The sequence below is a fragment of the Pseudomonas sp. GW821-FHT05H12 genome, from assembly GCF_059419385.1.
The window spans coordinates 1-17,928 of sequence record NZ_JBWKRS010000062.1; the positions used below are offsets into that span (position 1 = coordinate 1).

14 protein-coding genes and 1 rRNA gene are annotated in these 17,928 nt (G+C 59.1%); 7 read left to right on the forward strand and 8 right to left on the reverse strand.

The genetic code is table 11. The features are described from left to right. Positions 1-75: ribosomal RNA gene (gene rrf / locus AC07SU_RS29670) — 5S ribosomal RNA — on the forward strand; the annotation flags it as partial. A 158-nt stretch (positions 76-233) separates the two neighbouring features. Here rrf and AC07SU_RS29675 read toward each other — a convergent pair. The 3 genes from AC07SU_RS29675 to AC07SU_RS29685 form a co-directional block, all read right to left on the reverse strand. Then, positions 234-2,729, reverse strand: coding sequence for a TonB-dependent siderophore receptor (locus tag AC07SU_RS29675; RefSeq protein WP_494999116.1), 2,496 nt, complete (start codon positions 2,727-2,729; stop codon positions 234-236). Positions 2,730-2,834: 105 nt separating this feature from the next. Beyond that, positions 2,835-3,806 (reverse strand): FecR domain-containing protein, encoded by a 972-nt coding sequence (locus tag AC07SU_RS29680; RefSeq protein WP_494999117.1) that lies wholly within the window; start codon positions 3,804-3,806, stop codon positions 2,835-2,837. Continuing rightward, a complete protein-coding gene (locus tag AC07SU_RS29685; RefSeq protein WP_494999118.1) occupies positions 3,803-4,318 on the reverse strand; it encodes a sigma-70 family RNA polymerase sigma factor in 516 nt (171 codons plus the stop codon). Before AC07SU_RS29685 ends, AC07SU_RS29680 begins: the two co-directional genes overlap by 4 nt. 280 nt (positions 4,319-4,598) lie before the next feature. Here AC07SU_RS29685 and AC07SU_RS29690 point away from each other — a divergent pair, with 280 nt between their 5' ends. Beyond that, entirely contained in the window at positions 4,599-6,479 is a 1,881-nt protein-coding gene (locus tag AC07SU_RS29690) for a methyl-accepting chemotaxis protein (protein ID WP_176997464.1), read from the forward strand. Positions 6,480-6,524: 45 nt separating this feature from the next. Here AC07SU_RS29690 and AC07SU_RS29695 read toward each other — a convergent pair whose 3' ends face one another. The 5 genes from AC07SU_RS29695 to AC07SU_RS29715 form a co-directional block, all read right to left on the reverse strand. Beyond that, positions 6,525-6,983 (reverse strand): SRPBCC family protein, encoded by a 459-nt coding sequence (locus AC07SU_RS29695; RefSeq protein WP_494999119.1) that lies wholly within the window; start codon positions 6,981-6,983, stop codon positions 6,525-6,527. A gap of 19 nt (positions 6,984-7,002) precedes the next feature. After that, entirely contained in the window at positions 7,003-10,380 is a 3,378-nt protein-coding gene (locus tag AC07SU_RS29700; RefSeq protein WP_494999120.1) for an amino acid adenylation domain-containing protein, read from the reverse strand. Next, positions 10,377-11,324 carry a diiron oxygenase gene (locus tag AC07SU_RS29705; protein ID WP_494999121.1) on the reverse strand — a complete coding sequence of 316 codons (948 nt, stop codon included), beginning with the start codon at positions 11,322-11,324 and terminating at the stop codon, positions 10,377-10,379. Before AC07SU_RS29705 ends, AC07SU_RS29700 begins: the two co-directional genes overlap by 4 nt. Continuing rightward, a complete protein-coding gene (locus AC07SU_RS29710; RefSeq protein ID WP_494999122.1) occupies positions 11,321-12,079 on the reverse strand; it encodes a DUF3050 domain-containing protein in 759 nt (252 codons plus the stop codon). The genes AC07SU_RS29705 and AC07SU_RS29710 overlap by 4 nt, the downstream gene beginning before the upstream one ends. Before the next feature lie 345 nt (positions 12,080-12,424). Next, on the reverse strand, positions 12,425-13,123 hold the full coding sequence (locus tag AC07SU_RS29715) for a GntR family transcriptional regulator (RefSeq protein WP_176997459.1): 699 nt from the start codon (positions 13,121-13,123) through the stop codon (positions 12,425-12,427). A 367-nt stretch (positions 13,124-13,490) separates the two neighbouring features. Between AC07SU_RS29715 and AC07SU_RS29720 the strand changes: the two genes are divergently transcribed. The 5 genes from AC07SU_RS29720 to AC07SU_RS29740 all read left to right on the forward strand — a co-directional run bounded on the left by AC07SU_RS29720 (position 13,491) and on the right by AC07SU_RS29740 (position 17,822). Continuing rightward, complete coding sequence (locus tag AC07SU_RS29720; RefSeq protein ID WP_176997458.1) at positions 13,491-14,384, forward strand: TauD/TfdA dioxygenase family protein; 894 nt, start codon at positions 13,491-13,493, stop codon at positions 14,382-14,384. 27 nt (positions 14,385-14,411) lie between these two features. Then, on the forward strand, positions 14,412-15,263 hold the full coding sequence (locus AC07SU_RS29725) for an ABC transporter ATP-binding protein (RefSeq protein WP_494999123.1): 852 nt from the start codon (positions 14,412-14,414) through the stop codon (positions 15,261-15,263). 11 nt (positions 15,264-15,274) lie between these two features. Further along, a complete protein-coding gene (locus AC07SU_RS29730; RefSeq protein ID WP_176997456.1) occupies positions 15,275-16,123 on the forward strand; it encodes an ABC transporter permease in 849 nt (282 codons plus the stop codon). Positions 16,124-16,222: 99 nt separating this feature from the next. Then, on the forward strand, positions 16,223-16,849 hold the full coding sequence (locus AC07SU_RS29735) for a TonB family protein (protein ID WP_176997455.1): 627 nt from the start codon (positions 16,223-16,225) through the stop codon (positions 16,847-16,849). A gap of 52 nt (positions 16,850-16,901) precedes the next feature. Beyond that, positions 16,902-17,822, forward strand: a complete 921-nt coding sequence (locus AC07SU_RS29740; protein WP_494999124.1) for a LysR family transcriptional regulator — start codon at positions 16,902-16,904, stop codon at positions 17,820-17,822. Positions 17,823-17,928 lie beyond the last annotated feature (106 nt).

A 17,928-nucleotide genomic window follows, 5' to 3' on the forward strand; every position in this document is an offset into this window, starting at 1 on the left:
GAACTCAGCAGTGAAACGATGCATCGCCGATGGTAGTGTGGGGTTTCCCCATGTGAGAGTAGGTCATCGTCAAGATTGAATTCCGAAACCCCTGTCTGCTAACGCAGACAGGGGTTTTGTCGTTTAAGGACGCGAATTGTCCAAGCCCTTAAACGACGAGGGCAGCCCCCAATCGGCAAACACAAAAAAGCCAGCACCTGAAATCAGACGCTGGCTTTTTAGTCACTCATGGTTCAGAACTGATAGCTTACCGTCGCACTGACATTACGTTCCTCGCCCAGGTAACAGAAGTTCAGGCTCGCACACGAAGCAACATAGGTTTCGTTCGTCAGGTTGTTGGCATTGAGCCGCACATCCATACCTTTCAGCCCTACCTTGCCCAAGTCATAACCCACCGAAGCATCAAACAACGTGTAGGCAGGCACCTTCATGGTGTTTTCTGCATCCGCCCAGCTGTATCCGACGTACCGCACGCCGCCCCCAAATCGCAAGCCATCCAGGGCGCCGCTATTGAACTTATAGTCGGCCCATACCGAGGCCATGTGACGAGGTGCTTGGGTCGGCGAGTTGCCCTTGTTCTCAATCAGATTGTCAGCCGTGCTCAACGTACTCACCATCGACTTGGAGTACTTGATATCCGTAAAGGTATAGCTGCCCAAAAGCTTCAGGTTGTCGGTCAGTTGCATATGAGCCTCCAACTCAAGTCCCTGGGAGCGTACAGCGCCTACAGCCCGATAGAAGTTCTCCTGCGGCAGTTTGGTTGCCAGGTTCTCCTGGTCGATGCGAAACCAGGACGCCGTAAACAGGTTATCCGTGCCTGGCGGTTGGTACTTCAAACCGGCCTCCCACTGCGTCCCATCTGTCGGCGCCAGCGGGTTACCGGCTCTGTCGGAGTAGGAGTTCGGGTTGAAGGACTCTGAATAGCTGACATAGGGCGCCAAGCCGTTATCAAAAAGATACAGCGCCCCCGCACGCCCCGTGAGTTTGGTCCGTTTGTCACTGATCTCAGTACCCACAGGGCGGTTTGCTTCTGCGATGCGGTTTTCATCCGACGTCTGCACCCAATCCTGGCGCAGCCCGAGAGAGAAGCGCCATTTGTCCATTTCGATCAGGTCTTGCAGGTAGACGCCAGTCTGTTCCAGCCGCCGTAGGTAGCTGGTTGGGCTGTAGTAGCTGATAGCGGAATTGCCGTAGACCGGATTAAACGCATTGATCGGCTGCAGCGACCCACTGGTCCAGTCCACCACGGTCTTGCGGCGTTGATAATCCGCCCCCATCAGCACGGTATGCTTAGTCGCACCGGTAAAAAATTCTGCCTGTAGCATGTTGTCGATGATGAACGCATGCAGCTTTTCATCACCTCCCGAGTAATAGCGGTTCAGCTCATTACTGGTCGGCGTGGTCCAGCCGTAGGCGTACACCTGATCCAGCTGCACCTTGGAATCCAGGTAGCGGAAATTCTGTCGGGCGGTAAATACATCGTTGAAGCGATGTTCAAACTGATAACCAAACGATTGCTGGTCACGTTTATAGCCATCGACCCCTGGCTCACCTTCAAAAAAGTGGCTGGAGATCCGCTGCCCATTGCGTTGATGCAATGCGCCATCCGCCGGCATCCCACCGTGATAACCGCCATCAGGGTCATATTGCAGGTAGGCCTGGAGCGTCAGCGAAGTGTCCTCAGTGAAATCGATACTCAGCGTAGGCGCCAACGCAAAGCGTTTTTCCTTGGCATGGTCGAATTGAGTGTCGGACTTGTCCGCTAACCCTGTAAGTCGGTAGGCAACACGTTTGTCGTCATCTACCGGCCCGCTGAAATCAAAACCCATGCCCCGCTGCCCGCGGCTACCGACTGTCGCCTGAACCTGATGATAAGACTCGAACAGTGGTTTCTTGCTGGTCAGCGCCACCAGGCCACCCGGTGAGCTGCGCCCGTACAGCACGGACGACGGTCCTTTAAGAATGTCGACCCGTTCGAGAAAATACGGATCCACCTGCATCGTACTGTAGGTGCCGCTGTCTCCCATGGACTTCAAGCCATCCAGGTAAATGTTGTCGACCGATCCGTCATTGAAACCGCGCATGGCCACGTAGTCATAACGATGGGTTGCGCCATAAGGGTTGGTCAGCACGCCGGGCGTATAACGCATGGCTTGCGCGACGGTTTGGGAGCCCTGGTCGTCCATCTGTTCACGCGTCACCACTGAAACGGTTTGAGAGGTTTCAAGCAGCGCGGTGCTGGTCTTGGTTGCGATTTGGCTATGGGTCGCGTTGTAACCGTCCATGCTGCCCAAGGCATTACCCAGGGCGAAGCCTTTGATGTCCGTGGTAGGCAGCGTCAGCGTGCTACTTTCCGGCTGTGCCTGCAGAACAAAGCTGACACCGTCCTGTGAATCTGCCTGCAACCCAGAGCCAATAAGCACGTGATTCAAACCTTGCTCGGCCGAATAGTCACCCTGTAGGCCGCTCGATTGTTTGCCCTGAGTCTGTAACGGCGTGCTGGATAGGGTAATACCCGCCTCACGGGCAAACTGATTAAGTACCTCACTCAAAGGACCGGCAGGAATGTCGTAGTGCCGGTTGATCTGCTCGGTACCTGGTTGCGCGGCGAAGCCGACAGTCGGCAGCGTACCCATACCCAACGCCGTCGAAAACAAAGCGGCGCGGATGGCTTTGGCTAGCAAAGGGTGGGGAAAGACAAAGGAGTCGTTTTGAAAACGTACAGTCATGTTCAAGGTCCGTAGAGGCCGGTGAGGGCAGTTTGAGAGGCTTACTGTCTAAGCCGGACTCACGGAAAAAAGCCGCCAAAAAAACTGGATGCAGCCCATAACAATTCAGACCGCCCGTTCCAGGCTCACCCACCAACGTGTGCGATAGCGCACCTGAACCGGCAGCGTCTTCGGCAATATCGCCAGCAGCTGGTCGGTGTCTTCCAGGCGGAATACGCCCGACAGCCTTAAATCGGCAATATCGGCCGAACAACCCAGATGCCCCGGTCGGTAACGACTCACTTCTGCCAGGAAATCCTCAAGCCGCATGCCTCGTGTGATGATCAGCCCGTCAGCCCATGCCCCTGCATCCAAGTCCAGAGGTGGAGCAACGACGACTTGCGTCTGGTTCACAAGGTAGTCCTGCCCTGAGTGGGCCTGGGTGGATAACCCATCGACCGTGTGCGGAGAGTGAATGGCGACGTTTCCACTGACCACACTCAGCCGTGTGCAGTCGCGCTCCTGGCGCAGGGTAAAGCGCCCGTCGATTCCTTCGAACAGGCCGTGGCGGGTTTTCACCAACAAGGGCGTTGGCGCTGCTGCGCCGCAGTTGACCAGGATTTCCCCGCGCAAGAGTGTGATCAGGCGTTGCTGAGGGTCAAAGCTCAGGTCCACCGCACTGTCGGTATTGAGTTGCAGACGCGTGCCATCCGGCAATTGAATACTGCGCCGTTCACCCGTGGCGGTGGCGAAGTCGGCCGTCCAGCGTTGCCAACCCACCAGGTCTCTGCTGATCCAGCCTGCCGAACCCACCAATACAATGCCGGACAACACCTTCAGCGCCTGCCGGCGATCGAGCCCCTGCGCGCTGTTTTCCAACGCCACATGTGCGCCGGGGATCGCCGTCAGTCGACTGTTCAATTCCTGCTGCAGCGCCTGCACCCGTTGCCAGGCCAACTCGTGATCAGTATGGGCCTCACGCCAGTGTTCACATTGCGCACGCAGGCGCACATTGGCGCGATTGTTACGCAGGCGCAGCGCCCAGTTGATGGCTTGTTTGACGACCTGGGAGTCAGGGTCGTGCCGGGAAACATTCATGCGCCATACCGCAGGACGTAACAGTGATAGAGCCCTTGCGCGACATAGCGCTCCACGGATCGCAGCGATACGCCCATTTGCTGCGCAATTTGTGCATACGCCAACCCATCGCACTGAGCCAATAGAAACGCCTTACGCACTTTAGGCTTCAGACCTTCCAGAAGCAGGGCGATTTCCTCCAGCAACTCCAGCACCAGCGCACGGGCTTCAGCGCTCGGTGTCAATGCCTCCGGTAGATGTGCGATGGACTCAAGATAAGCACGTTCTATTTCTTCACGGCGCCAGTGATCAATCACCAAGCCCCGGGCGATGGTGCGTAGAAATGCGCGAGGTGCCTTCAGTTCGAAGCGTTCGGTTTTCTGCAGCAGGCGCACAAAGGTGTCCTGCGCCAGGTCTGCGGCATCGGCGGCATTTCCCAGGCGGCTGCGCAACCAGGTGTTGAGCCAATTGTGGTGGGTGCTGTACAGCGTCTGCACAACACTTTCACACGGGATGTATTCAGAAGACGGCATTCACACAGGCCCGGCCAAACGTCACAAATGATAATTAGTCGCATTGTCTGGAAGGCTGAAAGATTTTGCAATCTCTGAAGCGTGCAGCGCTACCGCTTGTCGGTTTCCTACGCCAAAAGAGGATGCCTCTCACAAATTTCTAAGATTTGCCGACGCTTGGCCGAAAGCCTGATGAGCCATGCGTGCACCGAAATAGAGCGGCCCGAGAGTCCGCCTATACCGTTACATGGAATGTTCCACTCGGCACGCTCACCCCCCTTTGGCAAAAGAAGTCGATGAAATGAATCTCAAGTTCAGTCATAAAATTCTGTTGGCCGCGTCAGGCGTCGTGGTTCTGGCCTTCGCGTTATTCACGCTCTACAACGACTACCTGCAACGCAGCACCATCAAGCAAAACCTGGAATCGTCCATCCAGCAATCCGGTGAACTCACCGCCAGCAGCGTGCAGAACTGGCTCAGCGGCCGGATCCTGGTACTCGAAAGCCTGGCGCAGAACGTTGCCCACCAAGGCAGTGGTGCTGACCTCCCCGGGTTGGTCGATCAGCCTGCATTTACCTCGAACTTCCAGTTCACCTACGTCGGTCAAACCAATGGCGTGTTCACACAGCGCCCTGACGCCAAGATGCCCGATGGTTACGACCCTCGTCAGCGCCCCTGGTACAAACAGGCTGTAGCGGCTGATAAAACCATGCTCACTCCGCCTTACATGGCCGCAGTGGGCGGGCAGATCGTCACCATCGCCATGCCGGTGAAAAAGAACGGTGAGTTGTTGGGTGTGGTGGGGGGCGACCTCAGCCTGCAGACCTTGGTGAAGATCATCAACTCGGTCGACTTCGGCGGCATCGGCCACGCGTTCCTGGTCAGCGCGGACGGCCAGGTCATCGTCAGCCCTGACCAGGATCAGGTGATGAAGAACCTCAAGGATATCTACCCGGGCACGAGCCTGCGAATCGAGAAGGTCAACCAGGACGTCGTCCTCAACGGCCAGGATCGCATCCTGTCGTTCACCCCTATCAGCGGTTTGCCGGGTGCAGATTGGTACATCGGCCTGTCGATCGATAAAGACAAAGCCTACGCGCCGCTGGGCAAATTCCGTACTTCTGCATTGATTGCCATGTTGATCGCTGTGGTGGTGATTGCCGTGCTTTTGAGCCTGCTGATTCAAGTGCTGCTGCGGCCATTGACCACCATGGGCGTGGCCATGCAGGACATTGCCCAGGGCGAAGGCGACCTCACCCGCCGCCTGGATGTCACCAGCAAGGACGAGTTCGGCGAAGTGGGCAGTGCGTTCAACCAATTCGTCGAGCGTATTCACGCCTCCATCTCTGAAGTGTCCTCGGCAACCCGTCAAGTGCACGACCTGTCCCAGCGCGTCATGGCTTCGTCCAATGCCTCGATCATTGGCTCCGACGAGCAGAGTGCGCGTACCAACAGCGTGGCTGCGGCCATCAACGAGCTGGGTGCAGCCACCCAGGAGATCGCCCGCAACGCCGCCGATGCTTCCCAGCATGCCAGCGGTGCCAGCGAACAGGCTGACGATGGGCGCAAAGTCGTCGAGCAAACCATCCTGGCGATGTCGGAACTGTCGCAGAAGATCAGCCTGTCCTGCACTCAGATCGAAACACTCAATGCCAGCACCGATAACATCGGCCACATCCTGGATGTGATCAAAGGCATTTCCCAGCAAACCAACTTGCTGGCCCTGAACGCGGCGATCGAAGCGGCCCGCGCCGGTGAGGCCGGGCGTGGTTTTGCCGTGGTGGCTGACGAAGTGCGCAACCTGGCTCACCGTACCCAGGAGTCTGCCGAGGAGATCCACAAAATGATCACCTCGCTGCAAGTGGGCTCGCGTGAAGCGGTGACCACCATGAACGCCAGCCAGTCTTCCAGCGAAGAAAGCGTAGAAGTGGCCAACCAGGCCGGTGCCCGCCTGGTCAGCGTGACGCAGCGAATCGTCGAGATCGACGGCATGAACCAATCGGTGGCCGCCGCGACCGAGGAGCAGACTGCGGTGGTGGAGACCCTCAACGTCGACATCAACCAAATCAACCTGCTGAACCAGCAGGGCGTGGCCAACCTCAACGAGACCCTGAAAGATTGCGATGCACTGTCGCAACAGGCGAGCCGCCTGAAGCAACTGGTCGACAGCTTCAAGATCTGACGTATTGATTGAACGGGTAGGAGCGAGCGGCCTCGCTCCTACTGTTCAGCTGAATAACCGGCGCACATTCTCCAGGGCGCCATCGGCAAACTCCTGCACAAATTGCTCAAAGCCCGCCTGTGCGGTCTCGACGGGCTCGGCAATAATCGTCCACACCACCTTCGAGCATTCGGCGCCCGCGGCTTGAACGCTGATCGCGGCCCAGAGCCTGGCGATCCCAAGGGTGTTGTAAAGGGTGGTCCAAGTCATGTGCATGGCATGCTCATCCCGGCTATTGAGCTGCTCCACGACGCAATGGCCGTCCTTGAAAAACTTCGTTCGCAGTGCACCCACGCCGGCGCCTGTCATTTCGATGCGGGTCAGCGCTGGGATGAACCTGTCAAAGCGCGCGAATTGGCCCACCATGCCCCAAACGTGGTTGGCATTGCTGGCGACAACGACAGATGCCACTATCGGTCGCCCTCGCGGGTTGCGAATTAATGTATCGGGTTGCAGCGGTTTCATGAGGTTGTCCTGAATCTATTTACAAAAAGCCTATGGCTCTGAGGTAGTTGCACCCTTTGCTCAGCAGCGACGGGTCTTTTTCCGGGTACTGTTCGCCCATCCGATGAACACCTCGTCGTGCATTGTCATGGCGAATCATCGACGTGTCGCTGATGTCCTCTTTCAGGTTATCCAGGTAGAACCCAAGCACGCCGAATAACGCGTTGTCCTGGCTCACCTTTCGCAACGCATGTTGCCAATCTGCAAGGCTGACGCGCTCGAACATGCAACCCATGCGGCCGAATGCGTCCAGGTAGTGTGCCCAGCTCAACGGTTGTGGGTTATGCAGGTTGAATACGTTGGCTGCCGCGTGAAATTCGCCACTGTGGAAGGCAATGAAACGGGCGAAGAAATCCACGGGCACCAAGTCAAAGTTCATGTCCAACTCAGGCACCAGGCCCAGTTGCAGCGAGCCCTTCAGCATCAGCATCAGGCGGTTTTTATGGGGTTGGCAGACGCCGTTAGAGGCGTTGAAGCTGATGTTGCCGGGGCGGTGGATATTGACCCATGCGCCTTGCTCGACCGCCCGGCGCAACTGCCGCTCGGCCACCCATTTGGACAGGTTGTAACCATTTTTGATGAACACTGGCAGAGTGGGCTCGGCGTGTGCTTCGAGTACGTATCCCTGCACGTCGAGGCTGCTGGAGGCGGACAGTGTCGAGACAAAGTTGAAGACCTTCTTGCAGTGGGTTTCACATAGCCGCAAACACTCGGCTATCGGCGCGACGTTATCCCGGGCCAGGGAGGCGTAGTCCATCACATGGTTGACGTGCGCGGCGTTGTGCACCAACACCCCGTAATCCTGTGCAAGGCCGTTGTATTGCGCGTAGGTCAGGCCCAACCGAGGCAAGCTGACATCGGCGGCGTACACCTGAACCCGGCTGATGTCCAAGTGGTCCAGCTGGTATTCGCGCAACGCGTCGGCAAACCGTGCGGCAGCTGTTCGATCGGGCGACTCACGTACAAGACATGCAACTTTTTCAGCGCCACCTGCCAACAGTGCCTGGACAACATGCACGCCGACAAAGCTGTTGGCGCCCGTGACGATGACGTGGCGCGGGTTACCGGCACGCTCGCCGGGCAGTGCGTCAACTGCCCATTCCCGTTGAGCATCACATGCCGCTTGGCCTGTCAGTACGTCGGGTGCCGAGCCGTTCTCCATGAGCGCCGCAAGCGTACGAATCGTCGGGACTTCAATGAAGTGGCTCAGGGAAAAGCTTCGGCCAAAATGCTCGCGGGCCCGCAGCAGCAAAGTCGATAGCAACAGGGAGTGGCCCCCCAGGTTGAAGAAACTCTCATCGACAGACAGCGCCTTGGCAGGCAGCCCCAGCAACTCGCCCCACAGGTCAGCCAGGCGCACCTGAAGCGGCGTCTGTGCGGGGGTGGAAGTGGCATTTACGCGGCGAGCAACGGGCGATGTGAGCAACGCCTTGCGATCGATTTTGCCGCTGTCGGAACAGGGCAGGCAGGGCAGCTCGGTCCACTCCTGGGGGCGCATATGGTCGGGCAACCATTGCTGCGCGTACTCGGCCAGGCAAGCGACCGTGACTCCCGTTTCGGGCTGGGCGGCAAACCCCAGGATCCTGTGATCGCCATCAATCACCACGGCCACTTGGCGATACAGGCGGCTAATTCGCAAGCACTGCTCAATCTCTTGGGGTTCCACTCTAAAGCCGCGGATTTTTACCTGGTCATCGCGACGTCCACCCAGCTCGATGCCCTCTGCTGTCCATTTCGCCAGATCGCCGCTGCGGTAGGCGCGAAGGGGTTGTGTGCCGAACACTTGCAGCTCGACGAACGGGCTGCCTGCCGGTTGAGGCAAGCCCACATAGCCCAGACTTACACCTGGGCCGGCGATATACAGTTCGCCCATGACGTTTTCATCCACTGGCTGCAGGTCGTCATCCAGTATCAGAACCTGGCTGTTGGCGATGGGGCGGCCCAGGCTTCGATTGCCGTCACCGGGGCGCAATGTGCGGTGGGTAACCAGCACGGTGGTTTCGGTGGGGCCGTAGAGATTGTGCAATTGGCACTGTGTCGCCAATCGATCGATCACATAGGGCTCGCAGGCGTCACCCCCTGTGGACAGGTGTGCCAGGCCCAGCGGTGGGTCCAATGGCAGGATGCTGAGCAATGCCGGTGGCAGGAAGGCGTGAGTGACGTGCTGTTGGTGAATCAGATCGAGTAATTGTTGGGGGTCACGGTGTTGGTGTTCGCTTGGGACGATCAGCGTGGCGCCGGCGATCAGGCTGGGGAAAATATCGATCAGCGAGGAATCAAAACTCAGCGGCGAAAATTGCAGGACCTGGCTCTTTTCGTTGACCTCCATGCAGCGACCAAACCACGCGCAGAAGTGCGCCAGGTTACCCTGGCTCAACAGCACGCCCTTGGGTTGGCCGGTCGTCCCTGACGTATAGAGCACCATGCACGGCATCGCCGCCGAAGGGCGCACGAGCATCAGCGACGGCATTGCCATTGCATCGAGTTGGCTGACTGCGCTGACATCCAGAGACGCCACCTCACTGCGTAGTGGATGCGTACCTCCGTGCAGCAACAGGCAGGCCCCTGCGTTTTCCAACATCACCCGTTGGCGGCGAGCAGGTTGGTCGGGTGCCAGTGGCAGGTAAACGGCGCCGCAGCCCATTACGGCCAGGATGCTGGCGTACAGATCAACGGACTTTCTCAGGCAGACCCCAATCACCGGTAACGTTCCCGCGGTCTCCAACATCGGGCGCAGTTGCAGTTGGATCGCCAGGGCGCGCGCCTGCAGTTGGCGATAAGTCACCGTGCTACCTGACACATTCAGGGCCGTTCGCGAGGCGAATACCTTAAGGCTGGCCTGCAGCTGTTCGATCACCGGGGTTTCAGCCTGGTGCAGCAGCGTTGGGTCGGCCGTGCGATTGAAACGATGCATAAAGGCCAGCGCTTCCAATGCCTGCAAACCTTCTTCAGGCCAATCATTGGCCCTCGTTTCTGCGCGAAAATACGCAGGGTCGCGTGAAAAACCGCTGACCTGCAATGCCACCCATTCGGTCAATGCAAGCGTCGTTTGTTGGCGCAGGCGCTCGCCGTTGCCGCTGGGCTCCTCAGCCAGTTCTAACGTCGAGAGCAGGCGTCGGGTACGGTCATAGCAACGCAGCTGCACGGCAGGCAACCCGCACTCAGTCACGGGGCTGATGCCCAGGCGCAGGCTTATCCCCAGCACTTCGCCGTCGTGTGTGGACAAGGGCTGGGTACCGTCCTCGATCAAGAGGTCGACCGCCTCGCTACCGGTCACATGCCCGTATTGCTCCAGCTCCCGCCGCACCGCTTCCAGCGCCTTGCTGATGCCAACGTAGGTGATGGTCAGGCGCCTCATGCTGGCTTCCCCTCCACCGGCAAGTAGTCGCGGAGTGCCTGGGCCACAGGCGGTGTTTCGAGCAGGCCGCTGTGGTGCAGAAAACCCATGATATTGCCAAGCAACGGGTGCTGGCGCGTGATGGGGAAATCCATGGCCGCCACCTCAGCCCGCAGCGCAGTGCGCACGTGATCGCTGACATCGATGTGGTCGATCAACTGCAGGTTGAACTGCTTCTGCAGGTCGTTGGTCAAGTAATGCGACAGAAAGGCCGGCAGGACCTGAGCGATACCCTCGCGATGATCCGGACTGGCCGCCTGCCAATACCGGCGCACAAGGTGCGTCCAGAACCGCGCATGACGGCCTTCATCAAACAGGTGGTCGGCCATCAGCCCGCGCACGGACGCCTTGAGGCTGTTGTCCTTGGAAAACGCCGCCACGTCGTGGGTCACCGTGTTCTCGGCAATCGCTACACAGACCAGCTCCACGGCGTCGCGCAGGTGTTCAGGCACCTGCGCCTGGGCGGCCGGCAAGGCGTGGCTCAGCTCGATTTGTTCGGGCATGTCGATGGGCGCAATACCGGTCAACGCCACGGTCTGCTGCAAGAAGTCCAGCGCGACCAATGCGTGATAGTCCTCGTCGACAACGACGGTCATCGCGTCGTATCGACAGGCGAGGGGGAAGGGCTGCGGGAAACGGTTCTTGGCAATGCGGCGGGCGGTCTTGTCGACGATCTCGGTCTCGAAAATCACCACGTCGTTGAGGAACTTGTAGAAGCTCTGCACCAATACAAAATCGCGCCACTGTGGGCAGTGTTCCAGAAATGTCGCGCAGAGCACCAAAGGCTGTCGACACAGCGGGTAGATCAGTTTGTCATCGTCTTCCAACAACCGGCGAGGGCGGGTGCGAATGGTTGCGCGGCGCTCCCAGTCATCGGCGATGGAGCGGTAGTCGTCGATGTTCATGGTTGCACCTCATGCAGCGAGGTGCGCACTGCGTCCCAAAGCGTGATGCGGCTTTCTACGGCGGCGAGCGCCATTTCATCGGCTTGCCGGCGGTCGTTCGGATTGGCCGCCACCAGGCGTTCCAGCATCTGTGCTGCGGCGGGCCCATGGTCATGGGCGTCCAACTCGATATGCCGTTCAAGGTAGTTGCGCAGCGCGGGCGCTTGGCCAGGGACGAGCGCCTGCTGTTGCAAGAGGCGGTCAAACATCCCGGGAATGACACACTCACGCCCATGAAAGAAGACCGCTGCCACACAATGGGTCGGCGCGTTCAAGGCGAGGTGCAGTGTGCTGCCGACGAAACCCGCAAGCTCGGGAAGCACATCGATCATGGTCAGGGCAGCGCTGGCGTCCGTGCCTTGACGTTGTAGTGCGATAAAGCGATGGATATTCGACGTGTCGGCACCCACCTCGGCCATTGCCTCCAGGTAAAGCTCGAAGTGGCTGCAATGGCCACGGGTTGGGTGGGTGTCGGATTCTTCGCCCAATACGATTTCATTGATCAGGCGAGCAGACTGCGGGTCGGTTGGGGGAAGCCAGGGCAATCGTACGCACGTGAGGTCTCGTTGCAGGCGTTTGGCGAGCGTCATGAAATCCCAAACGGCGAATACATGGTTTTCCATGAACCGTTGCAACTTTGGACGGGAGGTTATTTCAATAAAGAGCGGGTGGTTGCACAGATGGATTTTTTTTTGTTCAAGTAAAGATTGATACATGGTTGATGCCTATAAGTTGCTGCGCTCGCTGTGAGAACAGCGGTTGGCTTTAAGGGCCGAATATTAGGTAGGGCAGGCCAGGCCTTGCGCACTTTGTTGTGCGAGGTGGTAGAAGTGTCTGGCCTGGTAAGAAAAGATGATAAGCCGGTTAGTTACGGCTCTGTGCATACGAATTTATTAGAAGTTTTTCTAAATGATTTGATTTGTAAGTTGCGCTGTAACTACGGGTGGGAAGTTTCTTGGAACCGAGCGGGATCCATTATCGTAAGTTGTTTAAGTTGGAATCGCTGTTTGAGAAGTTATTTCTTTCGGGGTTCTTTCTGCGTGAAAGAACCCCACAATGGCTTACTTGCCGGCGGCTTCCAGGCCTTTGAGGTAAGTCGTGATCACCTCCATCCCGCGCATCAAGTGGTTGCGCAGCGTCAGGATGCTTTCTTCGGTTTTCTTCTGTGCCACCAGGTTCAGCAGCTCGCGGTGGTCTTCCTGGGACGTCTCACCCAGGCCCATCGCTTCCAGGTTGAAACGCAGAAAACGCTCCTCCTCATTCAAGCCGTGCTCCACCAATTTGAGCAGTCGCTGGTTCGGCGCTTTACCGTACAGGGCCATGTGAAACAGCCGATTCAGACGCCCGATTTCGGTGTAGTCCTTTTCTTGCTCCAAAGCGATGATGCAGGCGTCTGCTTCGGCGATATCGTCGGCTGTCAGCAGCGGGATCGACAGGCGCAGCGCCTCGGACTCCAGCAGCATGCGCAGGGCATAGGTTTCCGCCGAGTTGTCTTCGATCAATGGCGCAACTACGGCACCCTTGTGTGTCACCACGTGCAGCAATGACTGTGCTTCAAGCTGGCGCAAGGCTTCCCGCACGGGCATGCGGCTGACGCCGAACAGGCTGGCCAGTTCCTGTTGGCGCATGGCCGTGCCACAGGGCAAACGACCATCGAGGATGGCATTGCGCAGGGTTTCTTCAATCACGGCGCGAGCAAGGTGCGCGGGAATAGGCCCGCTGATCTTGATGCTGTTCAAAGGGTTCGGCTTCTGCGTCACGGTTACGCTATCCTCCTTTTTCAAAAGGGTGTGGCTAATTGGATCCAAAGCACACTAGAGACTGCCCCTAAGCTTGTCAAACAGGCACGGTTTCGGCTTGTAAGCGGTTCAACACGCCGCTCCGCACGCCCACATCAAGCCTTTATCGTGTCTTACGTTGCCAGGCTCAACCGGCGTCCTGCTAAGTGTTTAAAGCCATTTTTGCCTTATAAGTGTTAAACGTTTCGCCGCAGCCGTTTATTCCCTCATGGCCGAGCGCCCAGTGCTTTTGCCAGCACATTCCCGTCTATAGATATTCACTAACGGTATTTAAATTGCTGTTCTTATATCTATAAAGTCAGCCTCCTGTCTGATCGGGAGTGAACTCATGTCCGCCGCCTCTACTGTTCCAACAGCGAACCCATCCACCCAAACCTTCGAGATTCTCCCACTGGCCGGCAGTGTCGGCGCCGAGGTCATCGGCCTGGATTTGTCCCGACCGGTCAACGACCAGGATTTCGCCCGCATCCACCGTGCGCACCTGGACCATCACGTCGTCGTTTTCCGTGACCAACGCATCACCCCCGAACAACAGATCGCTTTCAGCCGCCGCTTCGGTGTGCTGCAGATCCACGTGCTCAAACAGTTCCTGCTGGCCAACCATCCGGAGATCCTGATCGTCTCCAACATCATCGAAAACGGCCAATCCATCGGCTTGGGTGATGCAGGAAAATTCTGGCATTCGGACCTCTCCTATAAGGAACTACCAAGCTTGGGCTCGATGCTGCACGCCCAGGAACTGCCTTCCGAGGGCGGCGACACCTTGTTTGCCGACATGCACAAGGCCTGGGACCAATTGCCCGAGCACCTGCGCACAGCGGTCGAAGGCCGAAGCGCCGCGCACTCCTACACCGCGCGCTACAGCGAGACCAAATTCGAAGGCAACTGGCGCCCGACCCTCACTCCGGAACAGCTTGCCCAAGTCGCCGAAGTGGTGCACCCGATCGTGCGCACCCACCCGGAAAACGGGCGTAAGGCGCTCTTTGTGAGTGAAGGTTTCACCACCCGTATTGTCGGCCTGCCGGAGGACGAAAGCCGTGACCTGTTGGCCCAGCTCTACGCTCACAGCGTATTGCCGGAAAACATCTACCGCCATCAGTGGCAGCCCCACGACATGGTGTTCTGGGACAACCGCTCGCTGATCCATCTGGCGGCCGGCTGCCCGAGCCACCTGCGCCGCAAGCTGTTTCGCACCACCATCCAGGGCGACGCGCCTTTCTGATCCCCACTTCCCGGCTAGAGAGTTGAAATGAACGCGCCCCTGCAAGGCCACGCGGCCAGCACGTTGAATACCCCCCAGCCTTTGTTGGCGGTGGACAAAGTCAGCCTTGAATACCGCACCCCCGAGCGCGTGGTGCGAGCCACTCACCAAGTCAGTTTCGAGATCGACCCGGCCGACCGCTATGTGCTCCTCGGCCCCTCGGGTTGCGGCAAATCCACACTGCTCAAATCCATCGCCGGCTTTATCAATCCGTGCGAAGGCGAGATCCGCTTGCAGGGGCAAAAAGTCGAACAGCCGGGTCCTGACCGCATCGTGGTGTTCCAAGAGTTCGACCAGTTGCCGCCTTGGAAGACCGTCAAGCAGAACGTGATGTTTCCGTTGCTGGCGTCCAAGACCCTCAAGCGCCGCGAGGCCGAGGAGCGCGCCCTGCACTACCTCGACAAGGTCGGCCTCAGCGCCTTCGCCGACGCGTACCCCCATACTCTTTCTGGTGGCATGAAAGCCCGCGTCGCCATCGCCCGCGCGTTGGCCATGCAACCGAAAATCCTGTTGATGGACGAGCCCTTCGCCGCCCTCGACGCCCTGACCCGACGCAAGATGCAAGAAGAGTTGCTGCTGCTCTGGGAAGAGGTGCGTTTCACCCTGCTGTTCGTCACCCACTCCATCGAAGAGGCGTTGGTGGTGGGCAATCGTATCCTGTTGCTGTCGCCCCACCCGGGCCGGGTGCGTGCGGAAATCCACAGCCATCAGTACGACCTGCACAGCCTCGGCGGCGTTGAGTTCCAGGCCTCGGCGCGGCGCATCCATCGCCTGCTGTTCGACGAAGCCCCCGAGGCCGAGCAAGAGCTGGGTTTTGCTGATATCCGCATCGCTTATTGAAGGGGCCGCTTATGCGCCAGGAATACGAAATCACCCTCGAACCGCTGCTCAGCGTTCCCGTTGAACGCGAGTTGCCCCTGCGCCAGCGCCTGTGGCAACAAGGCTGGCTGCGCAAGGGCTTGATCTTGATCGTGCTGGCCATCCTGTGGGAAGCCGTCGCGCGGTATCAGAACAACGACCTGCTGCTGCCGAGCTTTTTGCAGACGTCCCAGGCGCTGTTCGACGGCCTGCTCAGCGGCGAATTGCTCAGCAAGGTGAGCATCTCGCTGGCGGTGCTGATCAAGGGTTACTTGATTGGCATCGTGCTGGCGTTTGCCCTCACCACGCTGGCGGTCTCGACCCAGTTGGGCCGCGACCTGCTCAGTACCCTGACCTCGATGTTCAACCCGTTGCCGGCCATTGCGCTGCTACCGTTGGCCCTGCTGTGGTTCGGCCTGGGGCAGAACAGCCTGATCTTCGTGCTGGTGCATTCGGTGTTGTGGGCGCTCGCGCTCAATACCTATTCGGGGTTCCTCGGCGTGTCCGAAACCCTGCGCATGGCCGGCCGCAACTATGGCCTCAAAGGCATGCGCTTCGTGCTGTTCATCCTGATCCCGGCCGCGCTGCCGTCGATTCTTTCGGGTCTCAAGATCGGCTGGGCATTTGCCTGGCGCACGCTGATCGCTGCCGAGTTGGTGTTCGGCGCCACCAGCGGTAAGGGCGGGCTGGGCTGGTACATCTTCCAGAACCGCAACGAGCTGTACACCGACAAGGTGTTTGCCGGTTTGGCCGTGGTGATCCTGATCGGCCTGCTCGTGGAAAACCTGGTGTTTGACACCTTCGAGCGGCTCACCGTAAAGCGCTGGGGCATGCAGCGTTAAATAGGAATGATTGCTCTTTGCCAGGCGTGCGCCCGATAATGCCGGCCGAACCTGACGTCGTCTTGACGTCAGGCATACCCGGTAGAAGGATTTGCGGCGATGCGGTGTTTTGTCTTGGCGGCGGCTTTGTTTTTGTCCACTTCGGTGTTTGCCCAGTTCACGCCGCAAGCGGTATCCATGCCCAAGCCGCTCTACCCCTCAACCCAGGCTGGCACCCAGGGGCATGCACGCATCAGTCTGAAGATTCACAACGACGGCACGGTCAGCGACGTCAAGGCGCTCACCGCCACACAGCCTGATTTCGGCGAGGCGGCGGTGAACGCGGCCAGGCAATGGCGCTTCAAACCTTGGGCGGCGAGTGCCGACCAACCCGCAGTGGTCGAGGCGCAGAACGACATGATCTTCACGCCCACTGCGCCCAGCAAAGAATCCGTCCAACTGACCTTCACGCAAACCACCTATCAACCTTGCAGCGCGTTGAACGAAGAGGTCAGCCAGTTCCGGCGTGAACATCCCACTCGCCCGTTGATTGCCATGAAGAGCTTCGCCATTACCCGCGTCGCGGTGATGTTTCCGGCATTAAGCGGCAAAAGCGATTACAACGATGGCCTGTCCCGGTCTGATGAGCTGGAAAACGCCCTGCCGGAAATCGTGCGTCAGTGCCAGGCTCACCCCCAAGCGGCTTTTGCCGATTACCTGCCGCGTGCTTTCAAGCGCTACCTGTAAAGCCTGCTAGGATTGCGTACGCTGTAATCCCCACTGAACACGAGTGCTTGGTATGCAACTACCGGACATGAACCTGCTGGTCGCCCTCGACGCCTTGCTCGACGAAGGCAGTGTGGTGGGCGCGGCGCGGCGGATGAACCTGAGCCCCGCGGCCATGAGCCGAACCCTCACGCGCATTCGCGAAGCGGTGGGCGACCCGATCCTGGTACGGGCCGGGCGCGGCCTGGTGCCGACACCCAAGGCGCTGCAGTTGCAAGGCCAGGTGCGCAATGTGGTGGAGCAGGCGGCGGTGCTGTTTCGTTCCGCCGAGCAGGTCGACTTGAGCACGTTGCGCCGCCGCTTCAGTGTGCGGGCTAATGACTTTTTCATCGGGGTGTATGGCGGTCGTCTGTTTGACACCATGGAGCGCGTGGCTCCGCTGTGCGAGCTGTGCTTCGTGCCCGAAGGCGATACCGACGATGATGCCCTGCGTGAAGGGCGCCTGGACCTGCGAGTGAGCAATACCCTGCCGGCCAGCCCCGAAGTGAAAGTGCAGAACCTGTTTTCCACCACCTTTGTCGGCCTCGCCCGCGAAGATCACCCGTTGTTTGACGAAGAGATCACCGCCGCACGCTTCGCCAGTTATTCGCACATCAGTATCTCGCGGCGTGGCAAGGCCCGCGGGCCGATCGACACCGCGCTGAATGCCCTGGGCCTGGAGCGCCGTGTCGCGATGATCGCTCCAGGGTTCCACGGTGCGATGTTCATGCTGCCCGACTCCGATCTGCTCCTGCCGGTGCCCAAGGAAGCGTTGCTGAGCGCCAATCGCCTGAAACTGCCGCTGCGCGCCTTCCCGCTGCCGATCTCCTTGCCCACCCTGGTCCTGGCCCAATCCTGGCACCCGCGCTTCGACAAAGACCCGGCCCACAAATGGCTGCGCGAAACCATGCGCGAGAGCTGCCACGCCACCTGGCTCGAAGCCCAACCCGCCTGACACAAACCCCATCTCACACCCCACACCCTTTGTAGGAGCCCGGGGGGGGGGGGGGGGGGGGGGGGGGGGGGGGGGGGGGGGGGGGGGGGGGGGGGGGGGGGGGGGG

Coding starts and splice junctions, on each gene's coding strand:
- AC07SU_RS29675 (WP_494999116.1), bottom strand. CDS start 2,729: ATGACTGTACGTTTTCAAAACGACTCCTTTGTCTTTCCCCACCCTTTG.
- AC07SU_RS29680 (WP_494999117.1), bottom strand. CDS start 3,806: ATGAATGTTTCCCGGCACGACCCTGACTCCCAGGTCGTCAAACAAGCC.
- AC07SU_RS29685 (WP_494999118.1), bottom strand. CDS start 4,318: ATGCCGTCTTCTGAATACATCCCGTGTGAAAGTGTTGTGCAGACGCTG.
- AC07SU_RS29690 (WP_176997464.1), top strand. CDS start 4,599: ATGAATCTCAAGTTCAGTCATAAAATTCTGTTGGCCGCGTCAGGCGTC.
- AC07SU_RS29695 (WP_494999119.1), bottom strand. CDS start 6,983: ATGAAACCGCTGCAACCCGATACATTAATTCGCAACCCGCGAGGGCGA.
- AC07SU_RS29700 (WP_494999120.1), bottom strand. CDS start 10,380: ATGAGGCGCCTGACCATCACCTACGTTGGCATCAGCAAGGCGCTGGAA.
- AC07SU_RS29705 (WP_494999121.1), bottom strand. CDS start 11,324: ATGAACATCGACGACTACCGCTCCATCGCCGATGACTGGGAGCGCCGC.
- AC07SU_RS29710 (WP_494999122.1), bottom strand. CDS start 12,079: ATGTATCAATCTTTACTTGAACAAAAAAAAATCCATCTGTGCAACCAC.
- AC07SU_RS29720 (WP_176997458.1), top strand. CDS start 13,491: ATGTCCGCCGCCTCTACTGTTCCAACAGCGAACCCATCCACCCAAACC.
- AC07SU_RS29725 (WP_494999123.1), top strand. CDS start 14,412: ATGAACGCGCCCCTGCAAGGCCACGCGGCCAGCACGTTGAATACCCCC.
- AC07SU_RS29730 (WP_176997456.1), top strand. CDS start 15,275: ATGCGCCAGGAATACGAAATCACCCTCGAACCGCTGCTCAGCGTTCCC.
- AC07SU_RS29735 (WP_176997455.1), top strand. CDS start 16,223: ATGCGGTGTTTTGTCTTGGCGGCGGCTTTGTTTTTGTCCACTTCGGTG.
- AC07SU_RS29740 (WP_494999124.1), top strand. CDS start 16,902: ATGCAACTACCGGACATGAACCTGCTGGTCGCCCTCGACGCCTTGCTC.